We start from the raw sequence: 13360 nt of genomic DNA on the forward strand, positions 1-13360 counted from the left end.
AATCTAGCCGGAGAGAGGCAGGCTGGCGCCATGACGAACCCACGGAATCGCCCCATGACGGGCGCCGCCACGCTCGCCCGCCGGATCGCCCAGGGCCATGGCGACGAGCCGGCCGATCTCGTCATCAAGGGCGCAAGGCTCCTCGACCTCGTCACCGGCACGCTGGTCGAGAGCGATATCGCGATCTGCGGCGATACCATCGTCGGGACCTACGGAACCTACGAGGGCAAGCGCGTCATTGACGCCAAGGGCCTGTTCGCCGTGCCCGGCTTCATCGACACGCATCTGCACATCGAATCCTCGCTGGTGACGCCGCTCGAATTCGAGCGCTGCGTGCTGCCCCATGGCGTCACCACCGCGATTTGCGACCCGCACGAAATATCGAACGTGCTCGGCGTCGAGGGCATCCGCTATTTCCTCGCCTGCGCCGAGGCGATGCGGATGGACCTGCGCGTCAACCTGTCGAGCTGCGTGCCGGCTACGCATCTGGAGACGGCGGGGGCCGCGCTGGAGGCCGGCGACCTGACGCCGATGATGGACCATCCCAAGGTGATCGGGCTCGCCGAATTCATGAACTTCCCGGGCGTGATCCATCGCGACCCCGGCTGCCTCGCCAAGCTGGAGGCCTTCTCGCATCGCCATATCGACGGCCATGCGCCGCTTGTACGCGACCTAGACCTCAATGCCTATCTCGCCGCTGGCATTCGCACCGACCATGAGACGACGACGGCCGACGAAGCCCGCGAGAAGCTCGCCAAGGGCATGGCGATCCTGATCCGCGAAGGCTCGGTTTCGAAGGATCTGCATCAGCTGATCCCGCTGATCTCGCGCGATGCCTCGCCCTTCCTCGCCTTCTGCACCGATGACCGCAACCCGCTCGATATCGGCGAGGAAGGCCATCTCGACTACATGATCCGCACCGCCATCGCCGAGGGCGCCGATATGCTTGCGACCTACCGCATCGCCTCGCTCTCGGCGGCGCGGAATTTCGGGCTGTTCGATCGCGGCTTCATCGGGCCGGGCAAGCGCGCCGATATCGTACTGGTTGAGGACCTCGCTGCCTGCTCGGTGAAGCAGGTTCTGACCGGGGGCCGGCTGGTCGAGGAAGCGCTGTTCGCGGATCGGGCGGCGATCGCGCCGGTTGGGCTCGGCAGCGTGAAGAGCCGCAAGCTCGCCCCCGCCGATTTCACTGTGAAGGCCCGCGACGGCGCGACGCCGGTGATCGGCGTTGTGCCGGGGCGGATCATCACCGAACGACTGTCGATGGCCCTGCCCTCGCGCGATGGCGAGGCCCTGCCCGATCTGGCTGAAGATGCGATCAAGGTCACGGTGATCGAGCGTCACGGCAAGAACGGGGGCATCGCCACCGGCTTCGTCCATGGCTTCGGCATGAAGCACGGCGCCATCGCTTCCTCGGTCGGCCATGACAGCCATAATCTCTGCGTCGTCGGCGTGGACGATGCGTCGATGGCGGCAGCCGCCAATCGCCTGATCGAGATCGGCGGCGGCTTCGCCGTGGCCGATGGCGGCGCGATCACGGGGGAACTCGCGCTGCCGGTCGCCGGGCTGATGAGCGAGCAGCCTTTCGAGGCGGTGCGGCACGATCTGGAGAAGCTGCGTGCCGCCGCGAAGGCACTCGGCGTCGTGCTGGCCGAGCCTTTCCTGCAGGTCGCCTTCCTGACGCTCCCGGTGATCCCGCATCTCAAGATCACCGACAAGGGGCTGGTCGATGTCGATCGGTTCGATTTCGTGTGAGGTTATGGTGGCAAGTTTGAGGGCGCACTGACCAAACAGCGTCTGCTTTGGGTCGAAATCGGTCTCCTCAGCTATTGGGAAGATCACGCAGTTTCCGTGCGGCCTCGGCGTCCTCGGCTAGCTGTGCGAGGTTCCTTTTCCGATCCTCTTCCCTGACTTGATTGTAGAGATCTGAGCCGAAAACGGGGCCTCCGCTTCCGACGTAAGGCTCTGCGGGCTTCTTTGCCGATGAAGTTGGGGCTGAGGATCGCAACAGAGTATCGAGTAGGCGCTTCAGGGCGTCTGGCATCCAATCGATCATAACGACCTTTGCGTTGGTTCCGCCTCGGTTATCTTGGATGCGCGTTTCCAGATAGGTGAAGGCCGTTATGGGTTGGAAGCGGCCACTCGCTCCAATCTACACCCTAAATCCGCTCCTCCAGCGCCGCCATGACCTTCTCGGCCACGAGCCCAGACACGCGCCCGTTCGACTCGACCGTGTTACCGGCGATATGCGGGGTCAGGATCAGGTTGGGTGCGCCAGCGAAAACCTTGGCCGCGTCCTTGCCGAGCGGCTCCTGCTCGTAGACGTCGATCGCCGCGCCGCCGAGCTTGCCGGCCTTGAGCGCCTTGACCAAGGCCGCCTCGTCCATGATGCCGCCGCGCGCCGTGTTGATCAGGATCGCGTCCGGCTTCATCCGGGCTAAGGCCTTCGCGTCGATCATGCCGCGGGTCTCCGAGGTCAGCGGGACATGCAGGCTGATGACGTCGGCTTGCGCCAGCAATTCGTTGAACTCCAGCCGCCGCACGCCGCTCCAGGCGGGATCGTCGGCCGGCAGTCGTGGATGGTAGGCGGCGACCTCCATCCCGATGGCGCGGGCATGATGGGCGACGTCGCGGGCGATGGAGCCGAAGCCGACGAGGCCCATCAGCTTGCCGGCGATCTCGCGGCCAATCAGCTTCGTCTTGGGGAATTCGCCGGCGACCATCGCGGCATTGGCGAAATAGGCGCCGCGCAACAACGTCATCGTCGTGCCGATGACGTATTCGACGACGGAGAGACTGTTGGCGCCGGTCGCGGGGAAGACGCGGATGCCACGAGCGGCGCAAGTCTCCATGTCGAGATTGTCGAGGCCGACGCCGAGGCGCCCGATCACCTTCAGCGCCTTGGCCGCCTCCAGCACCTTGCCACGCAGTTGCGTCTGGTTGCGCACGATCACGGCCGGGACATCGGCGAAGAGCCGCGCCATCTCGTCCGTATCGGCATAGAGCTCGGGATCGTAGTGAACAGCGAAGCGCGCCTTGAGATTGGCGACGGCGGCGTCGTCCATGAATTCGGTGATGACGATGTCGGTCATGGTGCCGTGCTGACGATGAAACGAAGGCGTGGATCGGGGCTGTAGAGCGGCGCGACGAAGGTCTCGATCAATCGCCCGCCGTTCTTCTCGATGATGCGGCGCGAGGCGTGGTTCTCGACGTCGCAGGTGATGGTGATCTCCGGCAGACCGGCCTCGCGCGCGACGCCAAGCATCCCGGCGAGCGCCGCTGTGGCGTAACCGTGGCCGGCGAATGCCGGCAGGATGGTGTAGCCGATATGGCCCAGCACATGTTCAGGCAGGGCCAGGATGGGCCGTCCATCCTTCTCCTGCCAGCGCAGGTTGATCGAGCCGATGAAGGGCCGCTCGGGCCGATCCTCGGCGAAGATCCAGCGCGTCGGGCCGGGAATGCGATCGACCTCGCGGCCATCCGGCAGCCTCACACGACCCGGGCCGCCGCGAATTTCGGCGAGAAAGGCGTCGGGATCGGCGGCTATGGCGGCGAGTTGCTCGGGCGCGACGTTGCGCGTCGTATTGGGCGACCAGCCTGCGCGCAGCGCAGCCTCATAGGCGCCGAGCAGGGCCATGTCGGGAACTTGCAGCGAGATGCGCGCCGCCACGGCAGAAAATCCTCCAATAGCGGCAGAGCCGCCCCGAGCGCGCCGATATAGCCCGATCATCGCAGATAGGCGATGGCATCGACGCTACAGCTGCCGGGAAACCGGCATTTGCGGAGACCATCGGTAAAGGTATCGCTCGCGAGATGGGGCTGCGCGTGATACCGCCACGCCATGACCAGCGCCGTCGTCCCGCTCGAAGCCTTCCTCGACCTGCCGGCGCATGCGCGCCTGCTCGGCCTCGATCTCGGCACCAAGACGATCGGGCTCGCGCTGTCGGATCTGGAGCGGCAGATCGCGACGCCGCTTGAGACGATCCAGCGGGTGAAGTTCGGGCTCGACGCCGCGGCGCTGCTGAAGATCGCGGGGAAGCATCAGGTGGCCGGGCTGGTCATTGGCCTGCCGCTCAACATGGACGGCACGGAGGGGCCGCGCGTGCAGTCGACCCGCGCCTTCGTGCGCAACCTCGCCCCCCTGACCGACCTGCCGATCGTGTTCTGGGACGAGCGAATGTCCACGATGGCCGTAACACGCACCTTGCTCGATGCCGACGCGTCGCGCGCCAAGCGCGCAGCGGTCGTCGACAAGATGGCCGCCGCCTACATCCTGCAGGGTGCGCTCGACAGGCTGGGCCGGCTCGCGCCGCTGGAAGGCGAGCAAGACGCGTTCGACTGAAGGAAGCGCCTCAAATATGAGGCGCTTTTCCGAGAAGCTCAGTTGAACAGAAGCCCGCGCTTGAACGCCTTCTTCTGTGCTTCGCGCTCGTTCTTGATGGCGCGCTTCCGCTCTTCCATCGTCATGCCCGCCATCGGGTCCTGCTGGCGACGGCCGCCATCGTAGCCGGGGCGACGATCATTGCGCCAGTCGCCCCGCGCATCGTCGCGACCGTAACCGCGCCGATCGTCGCGCCAATCCCTGCGGTCATCGTTGCGTCCGTAGCCGCGACTCTCATAGCCGTCGCCGGGGCGACGCTCATAGGAACGATCATAGTTCGGGCCGGCGTAATACTGCGCTGAGGCGGGCTGAACGCTGCCCCAGCCGGCCATCGCCAATCCCAGCCCGGCGATCAGAACATTTCGAAGGGGAGCCATTTCGGTGACCTCAATCGTCCAAACATCAGTGACGCCATCTTCTGGCGTCAAATCGCGAAGATTTCCCTGACAAACCCACAAAAATAGGCCCGCGCAGATTGCGCGGGCCTTGCAAGGCGCTTCAAGCTGCGACCTTAGCGATGATCGCGGAAATCATACGGAGCATAATAGCCGCCATAGGGCGCATAGTAGCGCTGCGGATAGGCATAGACCGGCGGCGGCGGAGGCGCGTAATACTCATCGTAGTACGGCGCTGCGTAGGCGCGGTTGTTCGCCGCGACGGCCGCCGCGCCGAGGATGCCAAGGCCGACGGCTCCCGCGATCGCTGCGCCGCGCGAGGGGCCGCGCCAGCCGCGGTAATACCCGCCGCGATAGCCGCCACGATAACCGCGATAGTATTGCGTATAGCCGGCCTGCGCCTGGTCGAGCCGGGTTGCATCGAACAGACGCTGCTCCTGCGCCATCGCAGGAACCGCGAAGCTGCCCACCGCCACACCTGCGGCAGTCAACGCGATGGCGAATGTCTTGCTCAGAGAGATCATGACGGCATCTCCTTCGTCGGGACCGTCCCGAACCATGACGACAGGTTCGCTCGATCCGGTTGAATGCGACCTGAACCAATCGCGGCGGCATTGCGGCAGAGACACAGCGGGTCTCCATCAACGCCCTTGCCGGCGGCGGGCCGCCATGGAACAGGCTGGTCGATACTCGCCGCATCAACTGCCGGCGAGAACCGTTGTTCCTGCCCATCTTGCCGGTCTGCCATGCTCGACAGCCTGATCGCCGTTTTCCTCGTCATCGCGACCGGGTGGGTCCTGAAAGCCCGAAACCTCGTTTCGCCCTCGCATTGGCTCGGCGTCGAGCGCCTGACTTACCAGGTGCTGTTCCCGGCCGTCGTCATCCACACGCTCGCCATGGCCGATCTGCGCGGCGTTCCGGTCGTTGCCATGGGGGCGAGCCTCGTCCTTGCCATTCTCAGCGTCGCAGCATGTCTCCTGCTGACCCGGCCTCTCCTGGCGCAAGCAGGCATCGACGGGCCTGCCTTCACCTCGATCTTCCAGGGCTCGGTCCGCTGGAACACCTTCGTCGCGCTGGCGCTCGCAGCCGGCCTGCAAGGCCGCAACGGCGCGACGCTGATGGCGATTGCGGTCGCCGCGATGATCCCCCTGCTCAACGTCATGTGCGTCCTCATCCTCGCGCGCTTCGCCAACGGCAAGCCGATGAGCGTCGGCGCCACCGTGCGCTCGATCCTGTACAACCCCTTCATCTGGTCATCCGCCGTGGGCCTTGCCTTCAACCAGGCCCAGTGGCTGCTGCCTTCGGCCTTCACCGGCTATCTCGACGTATTGGGGCGGGCTTCCCTCGGCATCGGCCTGCTGGTCGTGGGCTCCGCGCTCGATCTGAACCGGCTCGCGCGCCCTCGCCTTGCCCATTGGGTCGCCGTTGGATTGAAACTCGTGGTGATGCCGGTTGCGGCCTGGCTCTATGCCGGTTGGTTCGGCGTCACCGGCCCGGCCCTGACCATGACGATCGTCGCCGGCGCCGTTCCGACCGCCACCGCCGCCTATTTCCTCGCCCGCGACCTTGGCGGCGACGCACCGCTGATGGCGGAGATCACAACGCTTCAGACCCTGCTGGCGCTCGCGACGCTCCCCGTCGCCGTGCTCCTTCTGCGATGAGCGACCTGAGCTTGAAATTTTTACGAGAATACAATTTATAGGTGCATATCCGCAGGGGACGCCTCCGGACGCGTTCCGCGCCTGCCAGACGAGGTATCCATGCGCATGAAGCCAAAAGCGCGTAAGCTGGTTCAGGCGCAGAAGCTGGTCCCGTCCGAACCCAACGCCGATGAGCGCGACGGTGACACTCCCGACCGGCCGATGACCGCGCTGGAGGCGGCGGCGTTCATCGAGAGCATGGCCGCCGAGTTGCGGACCATGGCGCGCGCAACGAAGCTGGAGACCCTGTCCTATTTCCTGGAGATGACCCGTATCGAGGCATCGGCCGAAGTCGAGCGCCACGCCAAATCGAACGGCAAGGCCCAGTAGGCTTCGGCCTTCCGAGCAAGGAGACGATCAGAAGCGCGCCCGCGACAAAGCTCCTCCGGGGTGACGGCGCACTTGCCCTTCGAGTTCCAGCTCGGCCAAAACCCGGCTGATCTCGCGCGCGGCATGACCGCTCGCACGGACAAGGTCATCGGGCGCGATCGGCGTCGGTCCGAGCAGGTCCAGCACGAGGCGACCAAGGCCCGGCGGCAAGACGGGCCCCCCGACCTCCTCGGTCGATGGCGGAGGACCGAAATCCCCCTGATGTCGCACGAAGCCCGGTGCCGGTGCCACCTCCGGCAGATCGAGCTCGTCCCACATCGCCTCGCTCGCCGGCTCGCCGGATACCTCCCGCAGCGCCGAGTGATCGAGCCAGGAGGCCGGGTCCTGCCGGCGCAACGGCGCGAGCGCCTCGATGACATGCGCAGCCTCGGCGCAAAGCATCGCACCCTCCCTGATCAGGTGATTGCCGCCTTCGGCCCGAGGGTCGAGCGGCGAGCCGGGCACGGCGAAGACCAGCCGCCCCTGCTCGTTCGCGAAGCGCGCCGTAATCAGCGAGCCCGAGCGGCGCGCCGCCTCGACCACCACGGTGCCCAGCGAAAGGCCCGAGACCAGCCGATTGCGCCGAGGAAAATCGCGGGCCCTGGCGACCCAGCCGAGCGGCATCTCGCTGATGATGGCACCGCGCTCGGCGATGCGCTCCGCCAGGGGGATGTTCTGCGGCGGATAGATCTCGTCGAGCCCGCCCGCAAGCACCGCAACGGTCCCGGTTTCGAGGCTTGCCTGATGGGCGGCCGTATCGATGCCGCGCGCCAGCCCGGAGACGACGGCGAATTCGGCCTCACCGAGCTCGCGCGCCAGCCGGCCGGTGAATTTCATCCCCGCCGCGGAGGCATTGCGGGAACCGACCAGAGCAACCGCCGGCTTCTGAAGAATCTGCACCTGCCCGAGCACCGCGATCAGCGGCGGCGCCGAATCGATCGCCTGCAGCGGCACCGGGTACTCCGCTTCGCCGAGCGCGATCAGGCGTCCGCCGAGACGCCGCAAGCCTTCCAGCTCGCGTTCCGCTTCCGCAGGCTGGCAGATGCGGATCGGACGGCCAGTTCGTTGGGCGAGCTCCGGCAGGGCCTCAAGCGCAGCACCAACTTCGCCGAAGCGGTTCATCAGGGAACGGAAGGTCCGCGGGCCGACGCTCTCGCTGCGGATCAGCCTCAACCAATCGAGACGCTGGCGATCGGAGAGGACGATGCCAGCCGCCATATCGCTCAGCCCTTCTGGCCGATCTTGCCTTCGCTCCCGGAGAGCAGCCGGGCGATATTGGTTCGGTGCATGATCCAGAGCAGCACCGTCAGGATAGCCATGACGATGGCAGCCTGGTGCATGCCCGCCCAGAACCAGAGCAGCAGCGGCGTCAGCAGGCTGGCCACTAGCGCCGAAAGCGAAGAGTAGCGCGAGAGATAGGCGACGCTCAGCCAGATCGCGGCGAAGACAAGCGCGATCGAAGCCTTCACGCCGATCAGCACGCCGAGATAGGTCGCGACGCCCTTGCCGCCCTTGAAGTCGACCCAGACCGGAAAGAGATGGCCGAGGAAGGCGCCGATGCCCGCGGCCAGCGCCGCCTCCGGCCCGCCGAGCAGGCGCGAGCCGACGATGACCGCCACCGTGCCCTTCAGCATGTCGCCGACGAGGGTGGCGGCCGCGAGCTTCTTGTTGCCGGTGCGCAGGACGTTGGTCGCGCCGATATTGCCGGAGCCGATGCTGCGCAGATCGGGCCCACCCGCGAGCTTCGTCAGGATGATGCCGAAGGGGATGGAGCCGAAGAGATAGCCGACGACGAGCGCGATCAGCGTTGCCGAGCCGGAGAGGCTCCAGTTCAGAACATCGGTCATGCCGCCCTATTCCCCACAGTCCGCCCGCAGCCTAGCCCGGCTCGACCTCATACACCACCCGCCCGGCAACGATCGTCGCCGCGACGATGCCTTCCAGCCGCGCCTCATCGAAGGGCGAGTTCTTGGCGCGCGATTTGAGCTTGCGCTTGTCGACGACGAAGGGCGCTTCCGGATCGAACAGGACGAGGTCTGCCGGCGCGCCGGGAGCAAGACGCCCCGAGGGCAGGCCGAGCAAGGCCGCCGGCCGCGCCGACAGGGCGGCGAGAAGCTGGGGCAAACCGATCTGGCCAGCCTGCACAAGGCGTTGCGCGGCCGACAGCAAGGTCTCGATGCCGAGGGCGCCGTCCGCAGCCTCGGCGAAGGGCTGGCGCTTCGTCTCGACATCTTGCGGATCATGGTCGGAAACCACGACGTCGATGACGCCGTCGGCGAGGGCGGCGACCAAGGCGAGGCGGTCGTCCTCGTGACGCAGCGGCGGCGAAACCTTGCAGAAGGTCCGGTAGTCGCCGACGTCGTTCTCGTTGAGGGTGAGGTTGTTGATCGAGACGCCGCAGGTGATGCGGGCACCGTCCTGCTTGGCGCGGCGAACGAGTTCAGCCGAGTCGGCGCAGGAGATCATCGCGGCGTGATAGCGGGCGCCGGTGGCGCGGGCGAGGCGGATGTCACGTTCCAGCATCACCGTCTCGGCCTCGAGCGGGATGCCGGGCAGGCCCTTGCGGCTGGCGAACTCGCCCTCGTTCATCACACCCGAGCCCCGTAGTTCAGGGTCCTCGACATGGTTCATGATCAGCGCGTCGAAATTGCGGGCGTAGATCATGGCGCGGCGCATCACCTGCGGGTTGCGCAAGGCCCTGGCGCCGTCGCCGAACGCGACCGCTCCCGCCTCCAGAAGCAGGCCGAATTCGGTGATCTCCCTGCCTTCCAGCCCCTTGGTCAGGGCGGCGCAGGGCAGCACGTTGACGATCGCCTTGTCGCGTGCGCGGCGCTTCAGAAAATCGATGATCGCGGGATCGTCGATCGGCGGGTCGGTGTCCGGCCGGCAGACGATGGTGGTGACGCCACCGGCGGCGGCCGCCTGCGAACCGGAACCCAGCGTCTCACGGAATTCGGCGCCTGGCTCACCGAGAAAGGCGCGCAGGTCGATCAGGCCCGGCGTCAGCACCTGCCCGCCGGCGTCGATGCGGCGCACGTCGTCGCCCGTCACAGGGGCCGCTCCCCATTCGACCGAGGCGATATCGCCCCCCCGCAACAAGACGGAGCCCTTGCCCTCGCGCCCGGACGCCGGGTCGACGAGGCGTGCGTTGACGATCGCGATATCCTGCGTTTCAGCCATGTTCGGTCCCGCCCCGCTCAGATATTCGGCAGATGCTGGGCGAGCGCATCGAGCACCGCCATGCGGACGGCGACACCCATCTCGACCTGCTCGCGGATCAGCGACTGCGCGCCATCAGCCACTTCCGAGGAGATCTCGACGCCGCGGTTCATCGGGCCGGGATGCATCACCAGCGCATCGGGCTGGGCGCGCTCGAGCTTCTCGCGGTCGAGGCCATAATAGCGGAAGTATTCCTTGGAGGACGGCACGAAGGCGCCGTGCATGCGCTCGAGCTGGAGGCGCAGCATCATCACGATGTCAGCGCCTTCGAGGCCCTTGTTCATGTCGGTATAGAGCTCGACACCCATGCGCTCGATGCCCGGCGGCATCAGGGTGGTAGGCGCGATGAGGCGGACCTTGGCGCCGAGCGCGTTGAGTAGGATGATGTTGGAGCGGGCGACGCGCGAATGCAGGATGTCGCCGCAGATCGCCACGGTCAGCCCCTGGATGCGGCCCTTGTTGCGGCGGATCGTCAGCGCGTCGAGCAGCGCCTGCGTCGGGTGCTCATGCGCGCCGTCGCCGGCATTGACGACCGAGCAGTCGACCTTGCGGGCGAGCAGGTTGACCGCACCAGCCGCGTGATGGCGGACGACGATGATGTCCGGCCGCATGGCGTTCAGCGTCGCGGCGGTGTCGATCAGCGTCTCGCCCTTCTTCACCGAGGACGAGGCGACCGACATGTTCATCACATCGGCGCCGAGGCGCTTTCCCGCGAGCTCGAAGGAGGCCTGCGTCCGCGTCGAGGGCTCGAAGAACAGGTTGATCTGCGTGCGGCCGCGCAAGATAGCCGCCTTCTTCTCGACCTGCCGGGAGAGGGCGACATAGGCCTCGGCCCGGTCCAATAGCCCTTCGATGTCGAGATGGGACAACCCCTCGATGCCGAGCAGGTGACGATGCGGATAGAGCGGGGCTGGCGATGTCATTTGAAGCAGGCTGTTTAGGCGCGACTCGCCCACGGCGCAAGCCGCTCGCGGGCGTGATGGCGCCATGTCCTGTGGGCCGTGGAGCTTTCGGCAAAACGGCGCTACCTCTCGCCCCCCACGCCTGAGAGGACGCAAGCCGTGCCCAGCCCGACCGACATCTTCGTGCCCGCTCCCCACAGCGCCGGCTGGGAAACCATCGCACCGGCCGAGGCCGGCTTCGATGCCGGGCGGCTTTCAGCCACGATCGCTTTCGCACAGGAGAACGAAAGCCCCTGGCCGCGCAGCCTCTACTATCCGGACGGCAGCTATGTCGGAAACGTCGAGTGGAACGAGAGAGGTCCGTGGACCGAGATCGTCGGCCCGGTGCGCGAGCGCGGCGGCCCGGCCGGTCTCATCCTGAAAGGCGGCCGCATCGTTGCCGAATGGGGCGACACCGCCCGCACCGACATGACCTTCTCGATTGCCAAGAGCTATCTGTCGGTACTCGCCGGCATCGCCTTCGACGACGGGCTGATTGGCGATGTCGAGGAGCCTGTGGGCAAAAGTGTCGACGATCCGCTCTTCGCCGGCCCGCATAACGGCAAGATCACCTGGCGGCACCTGCTGCAGCAGTCCAGCGAATGGCGGGGCGAACTCTTCGGCAAGTCCGATCAGGTCGACCACAACCGCCAGATCGGCCCCGGCGCAGACAACAGCCGCAAGGGCCAGCGCCGCGAGCTCAACGCGCCCGGCAGCTTCTACGAATACAACGATGTGCGGGTGAACGTGCTCGGCTACGCCCTGCTCCAGCGCTTCCGCCGGCCGCTGCCGGAGGTGCTGCGCGAGCGGGTCATGGACCCGATCGGCGCCTCTTCGGATTGGCAGTGGCAGGGCTACAGCAGCTCCTTCGTCGAGATCGACGGGCGCGAGGTTCAATCCGTACCCGGCGGCGGCCATTGGGGCGGCGGCCTGTTCATCGGCGCACGCGACCATGCCCGCTTCGGCCTGCTGATCGGCCGCAAGGGCGAGTGGAACGGCCGGCAGCTCGTTTCGCGCGAGTGGATCGCGCGCTCGCTCTCACCCTCCCCGACTCTCGCGAACTACGGCTATCTCTGGTGGCTGGCGGCGCGGCCAGGTCTGCCCCCGTCGTCCTTCTCCGCGCTCGGCGCCGGGAGCAACGTGATCTGGGTCGAGCCGGAGCGCGACATCGTCGCCGTGCTGCGCTGGATCGCGGGCGCGGCGACCGAGGGCTTCATCGACCGGCTACTGGCAGCGCAGGCCTAACGACGGCGGCTTCAGACCGGAACCACCTCCGTCATTCCGGGGCAAGCCGAAGGCTTGGGCCCGGAAGCCTTAAATACGACCTTGCTCCAGCTCGTCATGCTCGCCCTTGTGGCGAGCATCCACGCCTTGAACACCGCATGGTATCGATGAAGACGTGGATGGTCGGGACAAGCCCGACCATGACGGCAAGTGTCGTGTTCGTGGGTTCCGGGCTCTTCGCTGCGCGAAGCCCCTGAATGACGGCGTGATTTCGAACTTAGTCCTTCACCGCATAGACATGCTCGGGCCCTGGGAAGCTCCGGACTCGAACCTCTGCCGCATAATCCGCCACGGCCTTGTCGACGCCCTCGGCGAGATTGCCGAAGAGCTTGACAAATTTGGGCACGCGGCCGGTCAGGCCGAGCATGTCGTCGAGCACGAGCACCTGGCCATCGCAAGCGGCCGAGGCGCCGATGCCGATGGTCGGGATCGCGATCCTGGCCGTGATATCGGCCGCGAGCGGCTCAGCAATCGCTTCCAGAACGACGGCAAAGGCACCGGCTTCGGCCACCGACGCGGCATCGGCAGTGATCGCGGGCCATTCCTCGCGGCTGCGCCCCTGCGCCTTGAAGCCGCCGAGCACGTTCACCGCCTGCGGCGTCAGCCCGACATGCGCCATCACCGGAATGCCCCTATCCACCAGGAAGCGAATGGTCGGGGCCATGCGCTGCCCGCCCTCGAGCTTGACGGCGCCGCAGCCGGTCTCCTGCATGATGCGGGCGGCGTTGCGGAAGGCCTGCTCCGAGCTTTCCTCATAGCTGCCGAAGGGCATGTCGATGACGACGAGCGCGCGCCGGGAACCGCGCATCACAGCCTGCCCATGCAGGATCATCATCTCCAGCGTGACCGGCACGGTGCTGTCTAGGCCGTGCACGACCATGCCGAGCGAATCCCCGACCAGCAGGAAATCGCAATGACGATCGGCCAACGCCGCCATCGGCGCCGTATAGGCGGTCAGGGACACGATCGGCTCCGCGCCCTTGCGGCTGCGGATGTCCAACGCCGTCTGGCGTCTGATCTGTGCTTGCGAAGACACGCTCGCCTCCCCACTTCGTAGCCCAAGCCGGAGAA

The 13360-nt window shown here is 66.5% G+C and carries 14 protein-coding genes; 5 read left to right on the forward strand and 9 right to left on the reverse strand.

What is annotated here, in order from left to right; all coding sequences use genetic code 11:
* Positions 1 to 54: 54 nt before the first annotated feature.
* A complete protein-coding gene (gene ade, locus AC1DDA_RS01770; protein WP_476794379.1) occupies positions 55 to 1755 on the forward strand; it encodes an adenine deaminase in 1701 nt (566 codons plus the stop codon).
* 404 nt (positions 1756 to 2159) lie between these two features.
* Here the strand turns inward: ade and AC1DDA_RS01775 are convergent, their stop codons facing one another.
* Positions 2160 to 3092 (reverse strand): hydroxyacid dehydrogenase, encoded by a 933-nt coding sequence (locus AC1DDA_RS01775; RefSeq protein ID WP_476794380.1) that lies wholly within the window; start codon positions 3090 to 3092, stop codon positions 2160 to 2162.
* Entirely contained in the window at positions 3089 to 3670 is a 582-nt protein-coding gene (locus tag AC1DDA_RS01780) for a GNAT family N-acetyltransferase (protein WP_476794381.1), read from the reverse strand. The genes AC1DDA_RS01775 and AC1DDA_RS01780 overlap by 4 nt, the downstream gene beginning before the upstream one ends.
* Positions 3671 to 3841: 171 nt before the next feature.
* Here AC1DDA_RS01780 and ruvX point away from each other — a divergent pair, with 171 nt between their 5' ends.
* Positions 3842 to 4342: a Holliday junction resolvase RuvX gene (gene ruvX, locus AC1DDA_RS01785; protein WP_441511315.1), complete on the forward strand. Its 501-nt coding sequence runs from the start codon at positions 3842 to 3844 to the stop codon at positions 4340 to 4342.
* A gap of 38 nt (positions 4343 to 4380) precedes the next feature.
* Here ruvX and AC1DDA_RS01790 read toward each other — a convergent pair whose 3' ends face one another.
* Positions 4381 to 4758 carry a hypothetical protein gene (locus AC1DDA_RS01790; protein ID WP_476794382.1) on the reverse strand — a complete coding sequence of 126 codons (378 nt, stop codon included), beginning with the start codon at positions 4756 to 4758 and terminating at the stop codon, positions 4381 to 4383.
* Positions 4759 to 4892: 134 nt separating this feature from the next.
* Positions 4893 to 5300 carry a hypothetical protein gene (locus AC1DDA_RS01795; RefSeq protein ID WP_476794383.1) on the reverse strand — a complete coding sequence of 136 codons (408 nt, stop codon included), beginning with the start codon at positions 5298 to 5300 and terminating at the stop codon, positions 4893 to 4895.
* Between the two features lie 222 nt (positions 5301 to 5522).
* Between AC1DDA_RS01795 and AC1DDA_RS01800 the strand changes: the two genes are divergently transcribed.
* Together AC1DDA_RS01800 and AC1DDA_RS01805 are read left to right on the forward strand one after the other, a co-directional pair.
* Positions 5523 to 6437: an AEC family transporter gene (locus tag AC1DDA_RS01800; protein WP_476794384.1), complete on the forward strand. Its 915-nt coding sequence runs from the start codon at positions 5523 to 5525 to the stop codon at positions 6435 to 6437.
* Positions 6438 to 6536: 99 nt separating this feature from the next.
* Complete coding sequence (locus tag AC1DDA_RS01805) at positions 6537 to 6806, forward strand: hypothetical protein (RefSeq protein ID WP_476794385.1); 270 nt, start codon at positions 6537 to 6539, stop codon at positions 6804 to 6806.
* Positions 6807 to 6833: 27 nt separating this feature from the next.
* Here AC1DDA_RS01805 and dprA read toward each other — a convergent pair whose 3' ends face one another.
* From dprA to AC1DDA_RS01825, 4 genes are read right to left on the reverse strand one after another with little or no spacing between them, the layout of a single operon-like run.
* Complete coding sequence (dprA, locus tag AC1DDA_RS01810; RefSeq protein ID WP_476794386.1) at positions 6834 to 8063, reverse strand: DNA-processing protein DprA; 1230 nt, start codon at positions 8061 to 8063, stop codon at positions 6834 to 6836.
* Between the two features lie 5 nt (positions 8064 to 8068).
* Positions 8069 to 8692, reverse strand: a complete 624-nt coding sequence (plsY, locus tag AC1DDA_RS01815; protein WP_476794387.1) for a glycerol-3-phosphate 1-O-acyltransferase PlsY — start codon at positions 8690 to 8692, stop codon at positions 8069 to 8071.
* Positions 8693 to 8723: 31 nt separating this feature from the next.
* Entirely contained in the window at positions 8724 to 10025 is a 1302-nt protein-coding gene (gene pyrC / locus AC1DDA_RS01820) for a dihydroorotase (RefSeq protein WP_476794388.1), read from the reverse strand.
* A 17-nt stretch (positions 10026 to 10042) separates the two neighbouring features.
* Positions 10043 to 10987 (reverse strand): aspartate carbamoyltransferase catalytic subunit, encoded by a 945-nt coding sequence (locus tag AC1DDA_RS01825; RefSeq protein WP_476794389.1) that lies wholly within the window; start codon positions 10985 to 10987, stop codon positions 10043 to 10045.
* Positions 10988 to 11125: 138 nt separating this feature from the next.
* Here AC1DDA_RS01825 and AC1DDA_RS01830 point away from each other — a divergent pair, with 138 nt between their 5' ends.
* Positions 11126 to 12250 carry a serine hydrolase domain-containing protein gene (locus AC1DDA_RS01830; protein WP_476794390.1) on the forward strand — a complete coding sequence of 375 codons (1125 nt, stop codon included), beginning with the start codon at positions 11126 to 11128 and terminating at the stop codon, positions 12248 to 12250.
* Between the two features lie 256 nt (positions 12251 to 12506).
* On the opposite strand, the gene panB is transcribed toward AC1DDA_RS01830, so the two are convergent.
* Complete coding sequence (gene panB / locus AC1DDA_RS01835) at positions 12507 to 13325, reverse strand: 3-methyl-2-oxobutanoate hydroxymethyltransferase (RefSeq protein ID WP_476794391.1); 819 nt, start codon at positions 13323 to 13325, stop codon at positions 12507 to 12509.
* Positions 13326 to 13360 lie beyond the last annotated feature (35 nt).

Source organism: Allobosea sp. 10N428, assembly GCF_056394545.1.

Coding starts and splice junctions, on each gene's coding strand:
- ruvX (WP_441511315.1), top strand. CDS start 3,842: ATGACCAGCGCCGTCGTCCCGCTCGAAGCCTTCCTCGACCTGCCGGCG.
- pyrC (WP_476794388.1), bottom strand. CDS start 10,025: ATGGCTGAAACGCAGGATATCGCGATCGTCAACGCACGCCTCGTCGAC.
- dprA (WP_476794386.1), bottom strand. CDS start 8,063: ATGGCGGCTGGCATCGTCCTCTCCGATCGCCAGCGTCTCGATTGGTTG.
- AC1DDA_RS01800 (WP_476794384.1), top strand. CDS start 5,523: ATGCTCGACAGCCTGATCGCCGTTTTCCTCGTCATCGCGACCGGGTGG.
- AC1DDA_RS01825 (WP_476794389.1), bottom strand. CDS start 10,987: ATGACATCGCCAGCCCCGCTCTATCCGCATCGTCACCTGCTCGGCATC.
- AC1DDA_RS01775 (WP_476794380.1), bottom strand. CDS start 3,092: ATGACCGACATCGTCATCACCGAATTCATGGACGACGCCGCCGTCGCC.
- AC1DDA_RS01790 (WP_476794382.1), bottom strand. CDS start 4,758: ATGGCTCCCCTTCGAAATGTTCTGATCGCCGGGCTGGGATTGGCGATG.
- ade (WP_476794379.1), top strand. CDS start 55: ATGACGGGCGCCGCCACGCTCGCCCGCCGGATCGCCCAGGGCCATGGC.
- AC1DDA_RS01795 (WP_476794383.1), bottom strand. CDS start 5,300: ATGATCTCTCTGAGCAAGACATTCGCCATCGCGTTGACTGCCGCAGGT.
- plsY (WP_476794387.1), bottom strand. CDS start 8,692: ATGACCGATGTTCTGAACTGGAGCCTCTCCGGCTCGGCAACGCTGATC.
- AC1DDA_RS01805 (WP_476794385.1), top strand. CDS start 6,537: ATGCGCATGAAGCCAAAAGCGCGTAAGCTGGTTCAGGCGCAGAAGCTG.